This is a genomic window from Rossellomorea sp. QJM3NY_18 (assembly GCF_056173145.1).
Genome location: NZ_CM149659.1, coordinates 2,989,929 through 3,005,719 on the forward strand (window position 1 = coordinate 2,989,929; position 15,791 = coordinate 3,005,719).

At 42.4% G+C, this 15,791-nt stretch carries 11 protein-coding genes and 1 other annotated feature; of the genes, 4 read left to right on the plus strand and 7 right to left on the minus strand.

Annotated features, from left to right (window positions below; translation table 11 throughout):
* Window positions 1-24: 24 nt before the first annotated feature.
* Both AC0VXY_RS15490 and AC0VXY_RS15495 read right to left on the minus strand, forming a co-directional pair.
* On the minus strand, window positions 25-759 hold the full coding sequence (locus AC0VXY_RS15490) for a PRC-barrel domain-containing protein (RefSeq protein WP_475525765.1): 735 nt from the start codon (window positions 757-759) through the stop codon (window positions 25-27).
* Between the two features lie 23 nt (window positions 760-782).
* Complete coding sequence (locus AC0VXY_RS15495; RefSeq protein ID WP_475525766.1) at window positions 783-1,949, minus strand: hypothetical protein; 1,167 nt, start codon at window positions 1,947-1,949, stop codon at window positions 783-785.
* A gap of 135 nt (window positions 1,950-2,084) precedes the next feature.
* On the opposite strand from AC0VXY_RS15495, the gene AC0VXY_RS15500 reads away from it, so the two are divergent.
* From AC0VXY_RS15500 to AC0VXY_RS15510, 3 genes are read left to right on the plus strand one after another with little or no spacing between them, the layout of a single operon-like run.
* Window positions 2,085-2,615 (plus strand): type IV pilus modification PilV family protein, encoded by a 531-nt coding sequence (locus AC0VXY_RS15500; protein ID WP_475525767.1) that lies wholly within the window; start codon window positions 2,085-2,087, stop codon window positions 2,613-2,615.
* The gene (locus AC0VXY_RS15505) at window positions 2,584-3,144 is read left to right on the plus strand and encodes a PilW family protein (RefSeq protein ID WP_475525768.1); all 561 of its coding nucleotides are present in this window, start codon (window positions 2,584-2,586) and stop codon (window positions 3,142-3,144) included. Before AC0VXY_RS15500 ends, AC0VXY_RS15505 begins: the two co-directional genes overlap by 32 nt.
* Before the next feature lie 15 nt (window positions 3,145-3,159).
* Window positions 3,160-5,040, plus strand: a complete 1,881-nt coding sequence (locus AC0VXY_RS15510; RefSeq protein WP_435989982.1) for a polymer-forming cytoskeletal protein — start codon at window positions 3,160-3,162, stop codon at window positions 5,038-5,040.
* 40 nt (window positions 5,041-5,080) lie between these two features.
* Here the strand turns inward: AC0VXY_RS15510 and AC0VXY_RS15515 are convergent, their stop codons facing one another.
* From AC0VXY_RS15515 to AC0VXY_RS15530, 4 genes are all read right to left on the minus strand, one after another.
* A complete protein-coding gene (locus AC0VXY_RS15515; RefSeq protein ID WP_475525770.1) occupies window positions 5,081-7,963 on the minus strand; it encodes a vWA domain-containing protein in 2,883 nt (960 codons plus the stop codon).
* A 136-nt stretch (window positions 7,964-8,099) separates the two neighbouring features.
* Entirely contained in the window at window positions 8,100-9,812 is a 1,713-nt protein-coding gene (locus AC0VXY_RS15520; protein ID WP_475525771.1) for a sensor domain-containing diguanylate cyclase, read from the minus strand.
* A gap of 109 nt (window positions 9,813-9,921) precedes the next feature.
* Window positions 9,922-11,232 carry a bifunctional folylpolyglutamate synthase/dihydrofolate synthase gene (locus tag AC0VXY_RS15525; protein WP_475525772.1) on the minus strand — a complete coding sequence of 437 codons (1,311 nt, stop codon included), beginning with the start codon at window positions 11,230-11,232 and terminating at the stop codon, window positions 9,922-9,924.
* A gap of 131 nt (window positions 11,233-11,363) precedes the next feature.
* Window positions 11,364-14,015: a valine--tRNA ligase gene (locus tag AC0VXY_RS15530; protein ID WP_475525773.1), complete on the minus strand. Its 2,652-nt coding sequence runs from the start codon at window positions 14,013-14,015 to the stop codon at window positions 11,364-11,366.
* Window positions 14,016-14,067: 52 nt separating this feature from the next.
* Window positions 14,068-14,294, minus strand: a binding site (T-box leader).
* Between the two features lie 164 nt (window positions 14,295-14,458).
* Between AC0VXY_RS15530 and AC0VXY_RS15535 the strand changes: the two genes are divergently transcribed.
* On the plus strand, window positions 14,459-14,647 hold the full coding sequence (locus AC0VXY_RS15535; RefSeq protein WP_034760497.1) for a hypothetical protein: 189 nt from the start codon (window positions 14,459-14,461) through the stop codon (window positions 14,645-14,647).
* Window positions 14,648-14,682: 35 nt separating this feature from the next.
* Here AC0VXY_RS15535 and ysxE read toward each other — a convergent pair whose 3' ends face one another.
* Window positions 14,683-15,711 (minus strand): spore coat protein YsxE, encoded by a 1,029-nt coding sequence (gene ysxE, locus AC0VXY_RS15540; protein WP_435989977.1) that lies wholly within the window; start codon window positions 15,709-15,711, stop codon window positions 14,683-14,685.
* Window positions 15,712-15,791: the final 80 nt, after the last annotated feature.

Consider the following 15,791-nt stretch of genomic DNA (forward strand, 5'->3'; position numbering starts at 1 on the left):
TCAGGCGCTCCTTCCTGCTAATTCCTACTTAATATTCATCGTTAAGTCAACAAATACAGAAGGTCCCGCTTCTTGAGCGGCTTTAATGTCTGATTCCGATAAAGAGGAACCTTTGGCAATCAACAGATCCCCTTCTAAGTTATAAATATCTTCCGTCACCCTTTTACCAGCCAATAATTCAGTCTGTTTCGATTTGATTGTTTCCAGAGCATGCTGTTGAGGTAAGGCTTCGACCCCTTCTTCAAACACAGGTTCAGGATCGCTCAGTTGATCGAATGAATCTTTAAAGTATTCAACAGCATCTTCATTTACGATGAGGATATCTTTCCCGAAAGTGAGTACATGTTCTGTTGCAAGGAAATAAATATTGTCCTTCGACTGTAACTCCAATGAAACAATGGCCCCTGTTTCATCATCCACATAAAATTCCTGGATATTACCGATCATCTGTCCTTTACGGGTCATGACACGGGTATCATTTATCTTAATCTTCTTGTTCACCAGCTGATTTGCGATAGGAATTTCATTCAAGTCAATGACCGCATTCTCGTTTTCGACGGTCACAGCATATTCCCCGATCCCGACTACCTTTTTAAAAGGGATCGCTTTCACACTCACCTGCCAATCTTCATGTTCAATGGTCAAGAAGTCGACTGAGCCTTTCTCCGGATTAATAACAAGGGATTTGACTCTCCCTATTTCACTTCCATCGTAAATACTGATAATCGGTAAAGCTTTCATTTCTGAACTTTTCTTCATGTCATCTCACCTATTCCATCAATTTAGTTTCTTGTCATTTCCCACGCATATTCCTTTGTCTGATCTAAGTCCAATGAGATATAAGGGTACTCCCTGAATCTCTCTTCGATCCCTTTAATAAACATATCCAAATCCTCATATTGCTCCGTTGAAATGTAATGATCCATTAATATTCTTGCAAATGTATAGTAATCTTGATCGTGTAGACTTGGATGTAAATAATGCTTTATCATATTTTCCATCTGGTCAGTGGTTAACAGACTCCGGGAAAGTGTGATCTGTTCAATCATGGTCTTCATTACTTCTCTCATGATTCTGGTGCGCTTTGGAAGTTCATCCATAGAGACTTCCTCTATTACTGGCTGACTCTTCATTGACTCTTCTTCCTCATCTATTGAACCCACAAGGTTAGCCTCTCCCCCTGCAATGACAGGTTCCGCTAATTCTTCAGCAACTGTTTCATTACTCTCATCGATTATTTCAGCTAATTCTTCCATGTATATCTCTGTTTCTTCCGTTTCCTCTACTGCTGTTTCATCCGAGTCATTGATCATACTTTCGATTTCACTCAAATCGCCCTCAAACAACCCTATGTCTTCTTCATTAACATCCGGTACTTCATTCAATTCGTTTGCATTTTCGATAAACCACTCACTCTCATCTTCCTGAATCTGTAGGGATGCTATTTCTGTATCAACATGTCCAGGCAATATCTCATCATGTTCCTGTAAAGGCTTAATGTCTTCCAAGGTTGCGGTTGCTTCTTCACCGTGCGCCGTCTCCTCTTCTTTAGGAGCCTTTGATACAATTTCTTCCAAGAGTTCTTCAACCGAAACGATTTCTTCTTCATCTTTCACTGTAGAAACTTCATTCGACACATCTTCGTCATTATGTAAATCAACCTTAAATTCCTTATGTTCATGCATCTCATGCCATTGCTCCTCATTCACATCCGGATCAGGTCCTGCTGCCACTAACAATTGCCTGCCAAAACGCTGTTCCATCATATAGGAAAGGATCGTCAGCAAAGCCAGCAACATCAGACTAATTACCCACATCGGGTATAGGGTTGTTGCGACTAATCCCAAAAGCGTCAGACCAAATGATACGCCGGCAATCAATAGTTTCCCTTTATTGGAGAACCCCATTGGAATGAAATATAAAATAGGTAATAGCAGAATAAGTGCCATTAATGAAAATAGGTAAATCAACTTACATTCAGCTCCTTCCTATGATATATTTCTTATAAATTAGACTATTTTTTACAAGTTTCGACTACTAGATATTGTATAATAAAGTTAGGTAGATTGAAAGCAGGTGTTGGGTTGAAACAGATAAAAATATTAAAAAATAATAGAGGCTTCACGTTAATAGAGCTATTGGTTTCCATTACCATACTGGGAATCGTCTTACTAAGCTTTATGAACTTTTTTCTTCAATCCAGTACATATACCAATGCTAATCAAAAAAAGACGGTAGGAGTCAATGTAGCCAGGAATGTCCTCATGTTCGTGGAGAAACAGAACTTCCTCGAGGTCAGAAGCTATTTTCATGATGTGAACACCGGGGACAAATCTTCAGAAGCTGATTACCTCACATTACTCATTTGTGAAGAGAAGTATAAGCTGTTCTCCAGTTCATCTACCGAATCCGAAATAAATAATAACTGTCCCGGAAAGAAAAATATTAAGATTAATGGGTTAGAATATGAAGCTACCATTTTTTCCGAGAAAGTATCGACTCCTGAAGAAATGGATTACTATATTCCCATTACAGTCAAAGTGAGGTGGAATATGAATGATAGAGAACATAGCACGTCGGTCGATGGAAAAATTAAAAGTGAAGATATTCGATAATAAAGGGATAACCTTAATTGAGTTATTGGTCACTCTTACTATATCGGCCATTCTTTTGCCCGTTACTTATGGCGCCTTGATCACTGGATATAAAGTCTATGAAAAAGTATCGATTGATGCTCAACTTCGGGAAGATGCGGATTATGTATCCTCTATGGTGATGAAACATTTATATTCGTATCCCTTAGACAGCATTGAAGAATGCAGCCCTGATCACTCAGGTTGTATTAAATTCGTGAATAACACTGAAAAAAATGTGTCTTCCTACTCGGGAAAGTCCTTCTATGAGGTGAAAAATGAAGACGTTTTACATGATGAACAGACGTTGGAACTGGTAAACATTTACGGGAAAGAGCAATGGAGCTTTAACGGTGAGATACTTGCTACTTCATCCGACTTTTCAGGATCCACGATTACGACGAGTTGTACGTCCAACCCGTGCACGGATGCGATGATTCAAATGACATATAAGGTGAGGCATCCAAAATTCAATAAAACACTTCAATTAGAGAGCCGCTTCGGATTCTAGGAGGGAGGGAATCGCTTGTTAACCAATCAAAGAGGAAATGCGTTGCTGACTGTTTTGATCACTTCCCTTGTCATGGTGACGATCGGCATGGCCATCATGAGTTCAACGATAGGAGGAGCCAAACGAACAGAAGTCAGGGAAACAGATATCGATATTACATATGAAGGCTTAAAAGCGGTTGAAGAGATCTCTGCCAAGCTTGTATTTCAATTACAACCTACTAAGCAATTGGAGATCACTCAATTAACCCCAGTAAATATTAACACGAAAGTGAAGGACTTCATTCAAACAGAGATCATTCCATCCTATCAATCTTCTGATACCATCAAATGCATTACGATCGTGGATGTCAGCGGGAATCAAGCTTTGAATTTACTTGGGGCTCATTGCGGGAGAGCCAATATCCTTCAATATCACACGTTCGGATTGGATTTCATAGATACGAACCTTACAAGGGTATATGAGATTATCGTCCATACGAAAAATCCTGATTCCGAAGAAGGAAAAGTTGAGAAAATCGTCCGGAAGAGAATCATCCTTTCTCCAATTCCAAGCTTCCTGAAATATACGTTAGGTTCCCGGGAACAGCTGCAGTTGAACGGTTCACCCCATCTGGTCGGAAATGTATATGCTCATTCACTCGGCATCAGTGAAGATGCAAACTATCAATTGTCCAATCTAGATGATAAGAAAGTGAGCGCACCATTTCCATCCATCATCGGAGATTTGTATACCAGCTATAACAAAGTGAATTATGACCATATGAAATCCCTGGTGGACACCCGGCAGTTTTACCCGCACCTCCCAATACCGGACATATTGCAGGACAGTCAATTTACCGACATCTCCTTTGATCAAACATATGAGGAGGAGGTTGGGAAAGTATTGGACGCTCTTGGGATTTCACTTGATCAGGCGTTGACTAAGGCTAATATAAGGAATACGATTACTGCCAACTATCTATCCAATAGTCCTCTCTTCTCCCCTCTGGTAAATGGTATATTGAGTGAAAATGTACAGGGGACTGTAAAAGCGGATCAAAGTATCACAGTAAAAGGGTTACGACATCCCGGCGTGGATCTGATTGTCCAAGGAGATGTAAACATCCTTGCAAATTCCACAATGGATATTGGGAATATCATCTCTACCGGAAATGTAACCATTTCGAACGCAACAGGGGAGATGTCAATCCGAAATATTGTTGCAGCCGGCAAGGTATCGATCGAAGCCAATGCACCAGTAATTTTGAAAGAAAACATAGTCAGTTTTGATGATGTTTTATTCCAGTCCCAAAACTCTACATCTTCTATTGAAGGGAACATCTACTCCGGACGTAACCTAACGATACAGGGTGACGCCAATGATCCGGATGACGAGAACGATGAAATTAAATTTGATTCTGTCATTTACGCAAAAGGAAAGACAAGTATTTCGAATTTGAATATCACCGGTAAAAATAGTCCCGGTAATTCCAATCAACGGGGTCAATTGATTTTACTTTCAAAAGGAGAACTATTGGTCACAAGGATGAATGAATTCCAATATTACACGGATGAAGAAGAGAAGAGAGAGGCTGACCTTCTGCCTGATGCATCAGAAAATATTAAACCACTTCAGGCTTTCTTATACACCGATAGTGACGCAACATTATATGGCGTCGGCTCCCTCTTTTATGTGAACGGTGGCGTCTTTTCGAAGGGAAACCTGACTGTAAACGCCGTCCGTGGGAATGTTGACAGCATGGATACGATACAAAGGGATCTTTTTTCTAACCAGGAAAAGAAATTATCCCGGTTCATCGTTCATTATAATAAAGATGTACTGCTCTCCAAATTAGATGATCTTCCCAAGGTGGACGCCCTCTCCCTCATTAGTGATGAAATAATTGTGGAGTAAAAAAGCGAAGCTATGATTGCTCATAGCTTCGCTTTTCATTTTACCACCTGCCATCAATGCTTCCATTATCTGTACCCGGATTTCCACCTTCTTCTGAAACCACCTCAAAAATGGCCATGGCTTTAATATCCGGGTCTTCATCGGATGTTACAGTGATGGTTGTCACACCTTTACTCTTCGGGGTTATTTTCCATACGTCATTTTCCCTCGTTATCTCTACTATCCCATTCCCTGTATCGGTGACAGTCTTAATATTTTTATTGGTGGCATCATGAGGATTAAAGATCAAGTTTGAGTAAATGTCGAAATCATTCCCCTCTAGGAGCAGTGTGTATTTCGATTTGGTGAAATCCATACTTTCAAGATCTACGAACTTAGACTTCACAATTACACGGATATTCTTTTTGAACTTCCCATTTTTCGTTTCTACTACAACGGTATCCTCACCAGGGGATAAACCTGTCATTCTATTTTCCTTGATAGAACGGACTTGAGTATATTCAGAGTTGATGACCCCATCATTTCCTTCAGTCACCTGGACATTATAATTATTATTTGGTTTCCCAAAAGGAAATATATCGATAGCGAATGACTTCGTTTCACCGACATATAATTCGATTAGGGAAGGAACACGTATTAAATCGTCCCCTTCGATCCAGACGGTTTTCCTAATAATATAATCATCGACAGCAAATCCTCCGCTTGCTTTCACCTGGACTTCATTCTTCCCGAACATGTCGAGAGTTTTCATTTCCTGAAGGTTGATGTCTTTCCATTCTTCTATCGGTTCATCCTCATTCAAAATTCGATATTGATACTTCACATCATTTCCGGAAACTCCGGTAGATAGATAAAATTCTGCCTGATTCGATATCGAAGACCCGTCATCCAATACTTTTTTGGTAACGGCATCCTTTACCGTCAGAGCAGGGATAAATGATAATACAGATGTGGATCCATCTTTATATGTGATCGTTAATTGAGTTGAATCAGCCACTAATTCCTTTACGGCTTTATTCGGGAGACCGCTACTCACGCCCGGCTCTAGAACAGAGACAGTCGTTTCCCCCTCGCCTGAGATCAATACCTTTTTTAATGTTCCGTTAGCAAAACCGTCATAAGCATATTCTTTTTGATTATGATACTTCCGAGTTCTTACTTTTGCACTTAATTCACTTTGATCTGGGTTCAAATTACTGACCACTGCTGTACCATATCTCGAATCAACGTAAGAAACCTTCGGCTGAGGCATCTTTACATTATTGATGGCCCATATAGCCTTTATTTTCATATTGGCGGAAAGCGCGGGTTGAGAAAATTTCCCGTTCTCAAAATTCACCCTTTGAGTCAATCTCAAGACAGCGGTTCGTTGGCCATTCATATTTTCTACTGTAAGGTTATTGCCAGCTTCCACTTCCACCCCTTCAGGTAACGGCTGGTAGATGGTGATATCACTTAAGTTCCCCTTGGCATTTGGATTTACCAGGCCACCGAATTCCAGCTGATACTTACCCGTAAATGAGTTGGTATCTTTTCCTTGCTCAATAATTAAATTGAACAATTCTTGATTGATCTTATTCAGTTCAAGCTTTCCTGTAACGGATGCAGGTGCATCATCCTTCACCTGGATCGTCACCGATTTATTTTCGGTATATCTCCATGAAGTTTCTTCTGCTGTTTTGTATTGTATTTTTAAATGATTAAATGTGTATGAACCCTTTGTCGTAAATTCAACCGGTAATGATAGGGTAATGGGTGATGGTGCTCCCTGGCCCACTTCATACACGGTAGAAAACGGTAAATATACCGAATTATTGACCACTTTATATTGATTACGGTCAACTACTGTGTTTGCAGGCAGAGGTACGACTGCTTCCCCTTCCAATTTAACGGAGTTTATCTTATTCGCCAGCTTTTCAAATGCACCCAAGACACTTCCCTCACCTGCTTTAATGAAGCTGCCGGAAGTTTGCTCGGCCAGTATTTGAAGGTATCGGTCATCAAGGTTGCCTTCCCCGTATCCGAGCGTGTGCATGGTGATGTTGGAGTTGTATAATTCTTTGGAAACTTCAAGGCCTTTTTGTTTAATCAGAGCCTGCATTTGTTGACTGTTTGTTTCCAAATCTCCTGGATTGTACCAACCCGATTGAAAAGAAGTTCCATCCATCGAAAATGCGGAAGGAATGTATAATGATCTCAACTTACTACTATCCGGGGAATATATTTTATGAAGCCATCTATTATAATAATATCTGTTTTGAAAGTCATATATCACTTGTTGATCACTCTCGACAATATCTGTTTCACCACAAATAAACCAAAATGGTCTTGTACATTCTTCTCTTTTTACTTTTTCAACGGCCGTTGCAATCATGGGCTGTCCGTCAGTCAGGAAGACAATATACTTTTCATTTTTGGAATCTCTCAGCATGTGTTTTGCAGCACGCAAAGGATCTGTGTAATTTGTGCCACCATAAGCCGTTGTATGGAACATAGATGTTTTAATAGCATCGAGGTCATTGCTTAGGGGAAGGATTGTTTCAATCTCGGATGAAAAGGTAATGAGAGAAAAGCGGTCATTCTCCTGCTTGTTTTTTTCAAAGAATTGAACGGCACTGGTCAGTCCGTCTTTTGCATTTTGCATTTTATCCTTCGTGCTATTCATCGAGCCTGATTTATCAAAGATAAAGACGACATCAATAGGGGGACGCTTTGCCTCCTTCACTTCTCCTGCCGGAATAATATTGAAGTCTAATGACGCTTTTGCATTCCCTTCTGCCGGTTTCACGATCACACTTTGAGACGGTGTTACATTAAAATCCACATTTAAATCAGCATTCCCTTTAGCATATGTTATGGACGAATTCATTAGTAGTGTAAGAAACAGGATGAATAGTAATGGAATTTTTGGTTGTATTCTCATAATATCCCTCATTTTGGCTATCCTATAATACATTTATTATATCAATCTCGAAACTATTTTAATAGGACTTAATACTCACATGATAGTATATTCATTGAAAAAAGGATGTCCACGATTACTTTAGACATCCTTTTCCTTATTTCACATACTGCGCTACCCGGTTCCTCCCTGCCTGCTTCGCTCCCGTATACAGGGCGCGGTCGGCATGACGAATGAGGGCCATGGTATCGTCTGCGTCTTCGGGTGCGGTCGATAAGCCGATGCTCGCCGTGACCCTGACCATCATCTGTTTGTTGGATTCGTCCAGGCTGTCATGGAGCGTGAATGGCTGATTGGCAATCGTGCCCCTGACGTATTCTGCGATGCGGAGTGCCTCTTCCCGTTCCGTGTCGGGAAGGAGGATCACAAATTCCTCTCCGCCGTATCTTGCCACGGTTCCTTTAGTGGAAATCAATGCACGGAGGCGTTCGGCCAGTTGTATGAGGATTTCGTTACCGCTCTGATGACCGTAGTTATCATTGATCACTTTGAAGTGGTCAAGATCCAGCATGATGAGGGACAGATTCTTTCTCTTCCCTGCCTCGAGATGGCTATATTCCATGGAAAGCAGATCCTCGAAGTAGCGGTAATTGTAGAGACCTGTAAGAGCGCATCGTTCACTGTTCTGTTTCGTTCGTTCATGGTGCCTTGCATTGGCAATGGCAATCCCGAAATAGGAGCATAGGATATCGACGATCATCAATTGGAATTTCTCATACGCTTTCTTTCTAGAGGAAGCGAGAAGAAGGATCCCTCTCACCTTCTGGCTTCTGACGATGGGCACACATAATACGCTTTCCACATCCTCCGGCATATAGCCTTCGGCGATGTCGGTCCATTCCGACCGGGAAGTATACAGGACGGACTTCCCCGTTTCCCAGACCACTCCGCTGATCCCCTGGTTTTTCTTGAGGGGACGAAGATTATTCGATTTCATTTCTCCATTTTCAAACCGTCTAAGCAGCACCAACCCCTCTTCATGGCAGTCGAGTATATACGCATATTCGACGGGCAGCGTCTCGATGATCTTCTCGATGAAAATATCCAGGACTTCTTTGACCTTTAGGCTCTCTGTTAGTTGATGCCCGATTTCCCCTGCTTTTTGAAGGTATTCATTGATATTCTCGGATGAATTATAGAGCTTTAAGATGATGGAGAGACTGACGAACGGGACTCCAATCAGCAACGAGGCAAACGCCCCCAGTTCAAATGTCAAATAATAGAGTGAGAGTGAAAGAGGGAACATGATCATATTGGCGGTGAAATCCCACACAAAGTCCTTACTGTAAAAACGCACGTCATTGTTAGCCACATAATGATGATAGAGGAGGAGGAGGACCTGATTGATCATAATGGAAACGATCTGGTAACAAAGGATCGGTAAGATCAGCTGACCGAGTTCCCTTTCGGCGATTTCCCCTCCCACCATAAAATAGATTAAACCACTGATGCATGAAACCAAAAAGAACATCAACGAATTTAATGGGATCCTGTGCCAGTCGTTCTTCGTCACCCGGAGCCTTATGAGTAAGGGGATGATCGAGAACTGCATAAGTACAATCTCAATAAATAGACCATACTTGATGAAACCGACGAGTGTCACCCACTGGATGAAGAAGATGGTCGCACCGTTGATCACGATGGGCATGAGAGGGATAAAAGTCGCAAATGCCACTAATGTAATAAACTCAAGCTCATTACCCGCAATATTTTCAGGGGGATAGTATTGATATGTAAAATACAAACCAGCCGGTACAACCGCAAACCATGCCAGCAATATGTATAGCTTTTTCTTCAATGGTAACGTCATATCTATCCCCCATAGGTTTTCCATTAATTTAATATAGTCTGATCATACTATACTAGTTAAATAGTCACAAGTTTAAGAATATTTTATCAGAGCATCCGAATTAAGTCACTTACTTTTTTCTGTAATTTTCCAATAAAGGAAGTAAATATGGTTTTACTTCAGATAAAAAGTATAAGGAGCCGGTTATGAGCAGGACATCATCTTCTTGCATGACTGAGATTTTCTCTTCAAGAAATGTTTTCCAATCATGGACTTTTACCTTATTTGAGTGTGAAGAAGCTTCGTAAAGTTCTTCAACCGATGCTACCCTCGGAAAATCAAAGCTCGTAAACCCGATGTCATCCACTGCTTCTTCCAATTGAGAGATCATCGGCCTTAACTCTTTATCGTGAAGTGCCGAGAAAAGGACGGTCACTTTTTTATGAAGGAAGCGTTCCTTGATCGTCTTTACGAGGGCATCCACTCCTTCTGGATTATGGGCACCATCAATGTATATCTCATGTGTATCGGATAATGCCTCCATTCTTCCCGGCCATGATGCCTTCTTTAATCCTCTCTTGATGTGCTCCGGTTCTATTTTCATCTCCTGGTTTTTCACAAGGAGCTCGACGACTTTGATGGCGAGGGCTGCATTATTGATTTGATGGGCTCCAATCATGGAAAGTTCGAACATGTCATATTGCAGGGGAGACCTATACTCGAATCTTTCCCCCTTTTCCAATAAGGCGAGACGCTCGGCAGTAAAATCCTGCCCAAGTTGAAATACATCACTTTCCCTTTCAAGGGCTTTTTCTTTGATAACGTTCCTTGCTTCAGGCTGTTGGACCCCTGAAATGACAGGTACATTGTGTTTAATGATTCCCGCTTTCTCAAATGCGATATCTTCCAATCTATTTCCAAGAAACTGCATATGGTCCATTCCGATGCTCGTAATCACGGAAACCATGGGGATGATGACATTCGTCGAATCCAGTCTTCCCCCGAGTCCAACCTCATAGAGCACCAGGTCGACAGGTTCCAATTCGGCAAAATAATAAAAGCTCATGGCCGTAATGACTTCAAATTCAGAGGGAGTACCCCAATCCGATTGTTCCATCTTTTCCGCGATGGGCTTAACCTTCTCGACAAGACGCGTCAAATCCTCATCGCTGACAGGATCCCCATTCATGCTGATCCGTTCATTGAAACGTTCAAAGTATGGAGAGGTAAACGTTCCGACTGTATATCCTGATTCCTGTAACACATTCCTCAAATAGGTAACGGTGGACCCTTTTCCATTCGTACCGCCAATATGGACAGTTTTCAGCTTTTGATGAGGGTTCCCGAGTTCCTCCAACAGATAATTCATTCTCATCAACCCCGGCTTGATCCCAAGTCTGAGTCTTGAGTGGATCCATGCGACGGCTTGTTCATAATTCATCAATTTTTTCACTCCCACATAGGCTTCATGAGAAAAAGGGCCCCAATCAGGCCTGATTGAGGAGGGATCCCCCCTATCTATCAGACCCGATTCTAAAGCCCTCTTCCTTACCTTCTATTTATTCAGTCATATTAAACCGATTTAAGCTCTTCGATTCTCGCTTTTACAGTCGCTTGTTTCTCTAAATAATCTTTCTCTTTCTCTTTTTCCTCGTCCACTACTTTCTGAGGTGCTTTGCTTACAAACTTTTCATTGTTAAGCTTGCCTTGGACACGGGATACTTCCTTCGTCCATTTATCCAGTTCTTTTTGAAGACGTGCGATTTCTTCTTCGATATTGATCAGCCCTTCTAATGGAAGGTACAGATCAACGCCTGTCACGACTGCCGTCATCGCTTTTTCCGGTGCTTCGAGATCCGTACCCATCTCAAGCTTTTCAGGGTTACAGAATTTCTCGATATACGATTGATTCTTTTCGATAATCGTCAGGGTATGTGCGTCTTTTGCTTTCAGCATCAAGTTGATCTGCTTGCTCATCGGTGTATTTACTTCTGCACGAACATTCCGTACGGCACGGATGATATCAACCAGGAGCTTCATCTCTTCTGCAGCCGCTTTGTCTGTCAGCTTATCGTCAACCGTCGGCCAAGCCGCTACAGTGATCGATTCGCCTTGATGCGGCAAGTTCTGCCATATTTCCTCGGTAATAAACGGCATAAATGGGTGCAGCAGTCTCATGGTGTTGTCGAGAACATAAGCCAGAATTGAACGGGTCGTCTTCTTCGCAGCTTCGTCTTCACCGTATAGAGGCAGTTTAGCCATTTCAATGTACCAGTCACAGAAATCATCCCAGATGAAGTTGTATAATAAGCGTCCCACTTCACCGAATTCATAACGATCTGCCAGTCGTGTCACCGTTTCAATCGTTTCATTTAATCGGGTGAGGATCCATTTATCGGCTACGGACTTTTCACCTGATAAATCGATTTCGTCGTATGTCATGCCATCCATGTTCATCAGTGCAAAACGGGATGCGTTCCAGATCTTGTTCGCAAAATTCCAAACCGACTCAACCTTTTCAAATGAGAAGCGCAGATCCTGTCCCGGTGAGCTTCCAGTTGTCAGGAAGTAACGAAGGGAATCGGAACCGTATTTTTCGATGACATCCATCGGGTCTACACCGTTTCCTAATGATTTACTCATCTTACGGCCATCGGCATCACGCACTAACCCATGAATAAGAACATCTTTAAATGGTCTTTCACCAGTAAACTCTAATCCTTGGAATATCATTCGGGATACCCAGAATCCGATGATGTCATACCCTGTAACAAGAGTATTGGTTGGGTAGTAACGCTTAAAGTCTTCTGCATTCAGATCCGGCCAGCCCATCGTTGAGAAAGGCCATAGTGCTGAGCTGAACCAAGTGTCCAACACATCTTCTTCTTGTGTCCAGTTTTCAATGTCTTTTGGCGCGTCTTTCCCTACATATAATTCTCCCGTTTCATTGTGGTACCATGCCGGGATTCTGTGCCCCCACCATAATTGACGTGAAATGCACCAGTCACGGGTGTTTTCCATCCAGCGTAAGTAAGATGTTTCAAATCGGTCAGGTACAAAGTTAATCTTATTTTCACCTTCTTGAAGTTTCACCGCTTCTTCAGCTAATGGATCCATCTTAACGAACCATTGAGTTGAAAGATAAGGTTCAACCACTGCCCCGCTTCGCTCCGAATGCCCCACCGAATGCATATGCTCTTCAATCTTGAACAATACACCGGCGTCCTGAAGGTCCTTCACAATCTGCTTACGGCAGTCAAAACGGTCCATGCCGTTATATATATCAGCCATATCATTCATCGTACCATCTTCATTCATCACAAGGATGCGTTCAAGATTATGACGGTTCCCGATTTCAAAGTCATTCGGGTCATGGGCAGGTGTGATTTTCACCGCGCCGGAACCGAATTCCATGTCCACATAATCGTCACCGACGATCGGGATTTCCCGTCCTACGATTGGAAGAGTAACTTTTTTGCCGATGAGGTGCTTGTAACGGTCGTCTTCCGGATGTACAGCAACCGCCGTGTCCCCAAGCATCGTTTCAGGACGGGTTGTCGCGATTTCAATGTGACCGCTTCCGTCTGCCAATGGGTATCTCATGTGATAAAATGCACCCTGGACATCTTTATGAATTACTTCGATATCAGATAGTGCCGTCTTGGTCGCAGGATCCCAGTTGATGATATATTCCCCGCGGTAGATCAACCCTTTATTGTAAAGGTCGATGAATACCTTTTGAACCGCATCGGACAGGCCTTCATCAAGTGTGAAGCGTTCGCGGCTGTAATCCAGTCCCAGTCCGACTTTCGCCCATTGCTGGCGGATGTGCTCGGCATATTCTTCTTTCCATTTCCACGTTTCCTCCACGAATTTCTCACGACCGAGGTCATAGCGTGAAATACCCTGGCTGCGAAGTTTTTCATCCACTTTCGCCTGTGTGGCGATTCCGGCATGGTCCATACCGGGCAGCCAAAGTACATCGTACCCCTGCATGCGTTTCATTCTTGTCAGGATGTCCTGCAGCGCTGTATCCCAGGCATGACCAAGATGAAGTTTCCCCGTTACGTTCGGAGGCGGGATGACGATGGTGTACGGTTCCTTCTCCTTATCGTTTGTCGCTTCGAAGAATTTCCCTTCAAGCCACCATTTGTACCGGCCCTGTTCAATGGCATTCGGATCATATTTTGTCGGCATTGATAATTGTTGATCTTGAGTTTCCATGTGATTTCCTCCTATATCGTTCTAAAAAAAATAAAAAAATCCCCCGTCCTGTGAAAAGGACGAAGGATTCCATTCGCGGTACCACCTTTTTTCTCAGGAGAAATAGGCCTCCTGAACTCTTGACGATTATAACGGCTTTTAACCGGCTTCTACTACTGACATTCATAGAAACAGCTCTTCAGGCGACCTTCCATTGTCTTAACGTAGAAAATCTCTCAGCAAACGATTTTCCTCTCTGAAAGTAAGGATCAATGTACTCTTCCTGTTCATTGCTTTTCATGATTATTTAGTTACTCATTATAGTATAGGATAAGATAAACTTTCGTCAATCATTATTGGCATTTTCATTGAAAAATATTCATTTCGCCCATACATAGGCACCATTCCATCCCCGATTCATAAGATAAAGTAGTGAATATACCCAGGAAAGTGAGTGGATGATGATGAAAAAAATCAACCAGTACACCTTACAGAAATGGATGGGGAATGCCCGATTAATATGTAAGCAATTCATCATACCTTTTACCATCTTTCAAGGCATCCGCACGATTCTCTTACCAACCACTTTTGATGTCCTTCTGTTAACCCTGTTTATCGGTATCGGCCTCGCCATTTACTTCGACTGGATTTAAGGAACTGACGAAAGGTGGATTCGTCAGTCCTTTTTTTATTCAGCCTGCTCGGCCTGCTCCTTCTTCTGTTTCTCCATCTCGTCCAGGCGCATGACCACATATTCGGTGTTTTTCAGTAACCAATAGTGACGTTGCAGTTTCTTTAATGATTTCCGTTCATTCCGCTTATCCTTCGGGGTATGAAAGTATTTTTCCACAACGGCAATGACGGAGCTCGGATAAGCCAGGTAGCTCATGAACAGGAGACGCTCTTCATTCCGGACGGTAAAATGCTGAAAGTAGGTGGTGAGCCATTCAATACATTCCTCATAGTATTTAGGATAGGTCTTCAACGTTCTCGACAAGAATGGGAGGAGATCATGAAACGGGGAAGCCATCTTTGAGTTCTCAAAGTTATGAAAATACCCCAATCCCCTTTCATCGAATAAAAAGTGCTCCGTCGAAACCTTTCCATGGGTAATCACGGTCCTTACCTTTTCCAGCTCCTTCGTGTCCTCGTACCATTCATCCAGCATTTTACGGGAAAACTTCAACGCTTGTGAAGCGTCCTTGTAATACATGCAATAATGAAATTGAAAAGGGGACATGTAGGTGGTCTTTTCACATGCTTCCACGTATTCATCCAGGAATGCCTGCTCTTTATCCCATCTCGAAGTCAGCTGCTCATAATGGGATTCTCTCTCTTCCTTATCAATCTTCACCTCGTGGGAGGAAAGAGTGTGGAGCCTCGCCAATTCCCTGAACATCTTTTGGTGCTTTTCAAATTGATCTTCTCTCTCCTGGTTCATCAGCCAGGGCATGACATAATATAAATCCCCCTGATTCCATACAGCATAACGGCCATCCAAGGTGGGATAAATCGGTACGATCCGATTATATCCTCGCTGAAACAGCATTTGTACATTCCTGACGAAGTCCACTCCATTTTGGGCTGGAAGCTGTTTAACGGCCAGAGTGCCTTTATTTGAAAATACCTTCGAAATCCTTCCGTAGCTTTCAACAAAATGAGGTTCGACCCCATAAGGTTGCAAGACAGGCTTCAATCCCTCCAGCGTTTGCGCCATTTTCTCTCACCTTCTAAGATTACTTTTCTAAAAAAAAACGGACCAACTCCAAAGAATTTGGTGTCAGCCCCGTCGTTTCT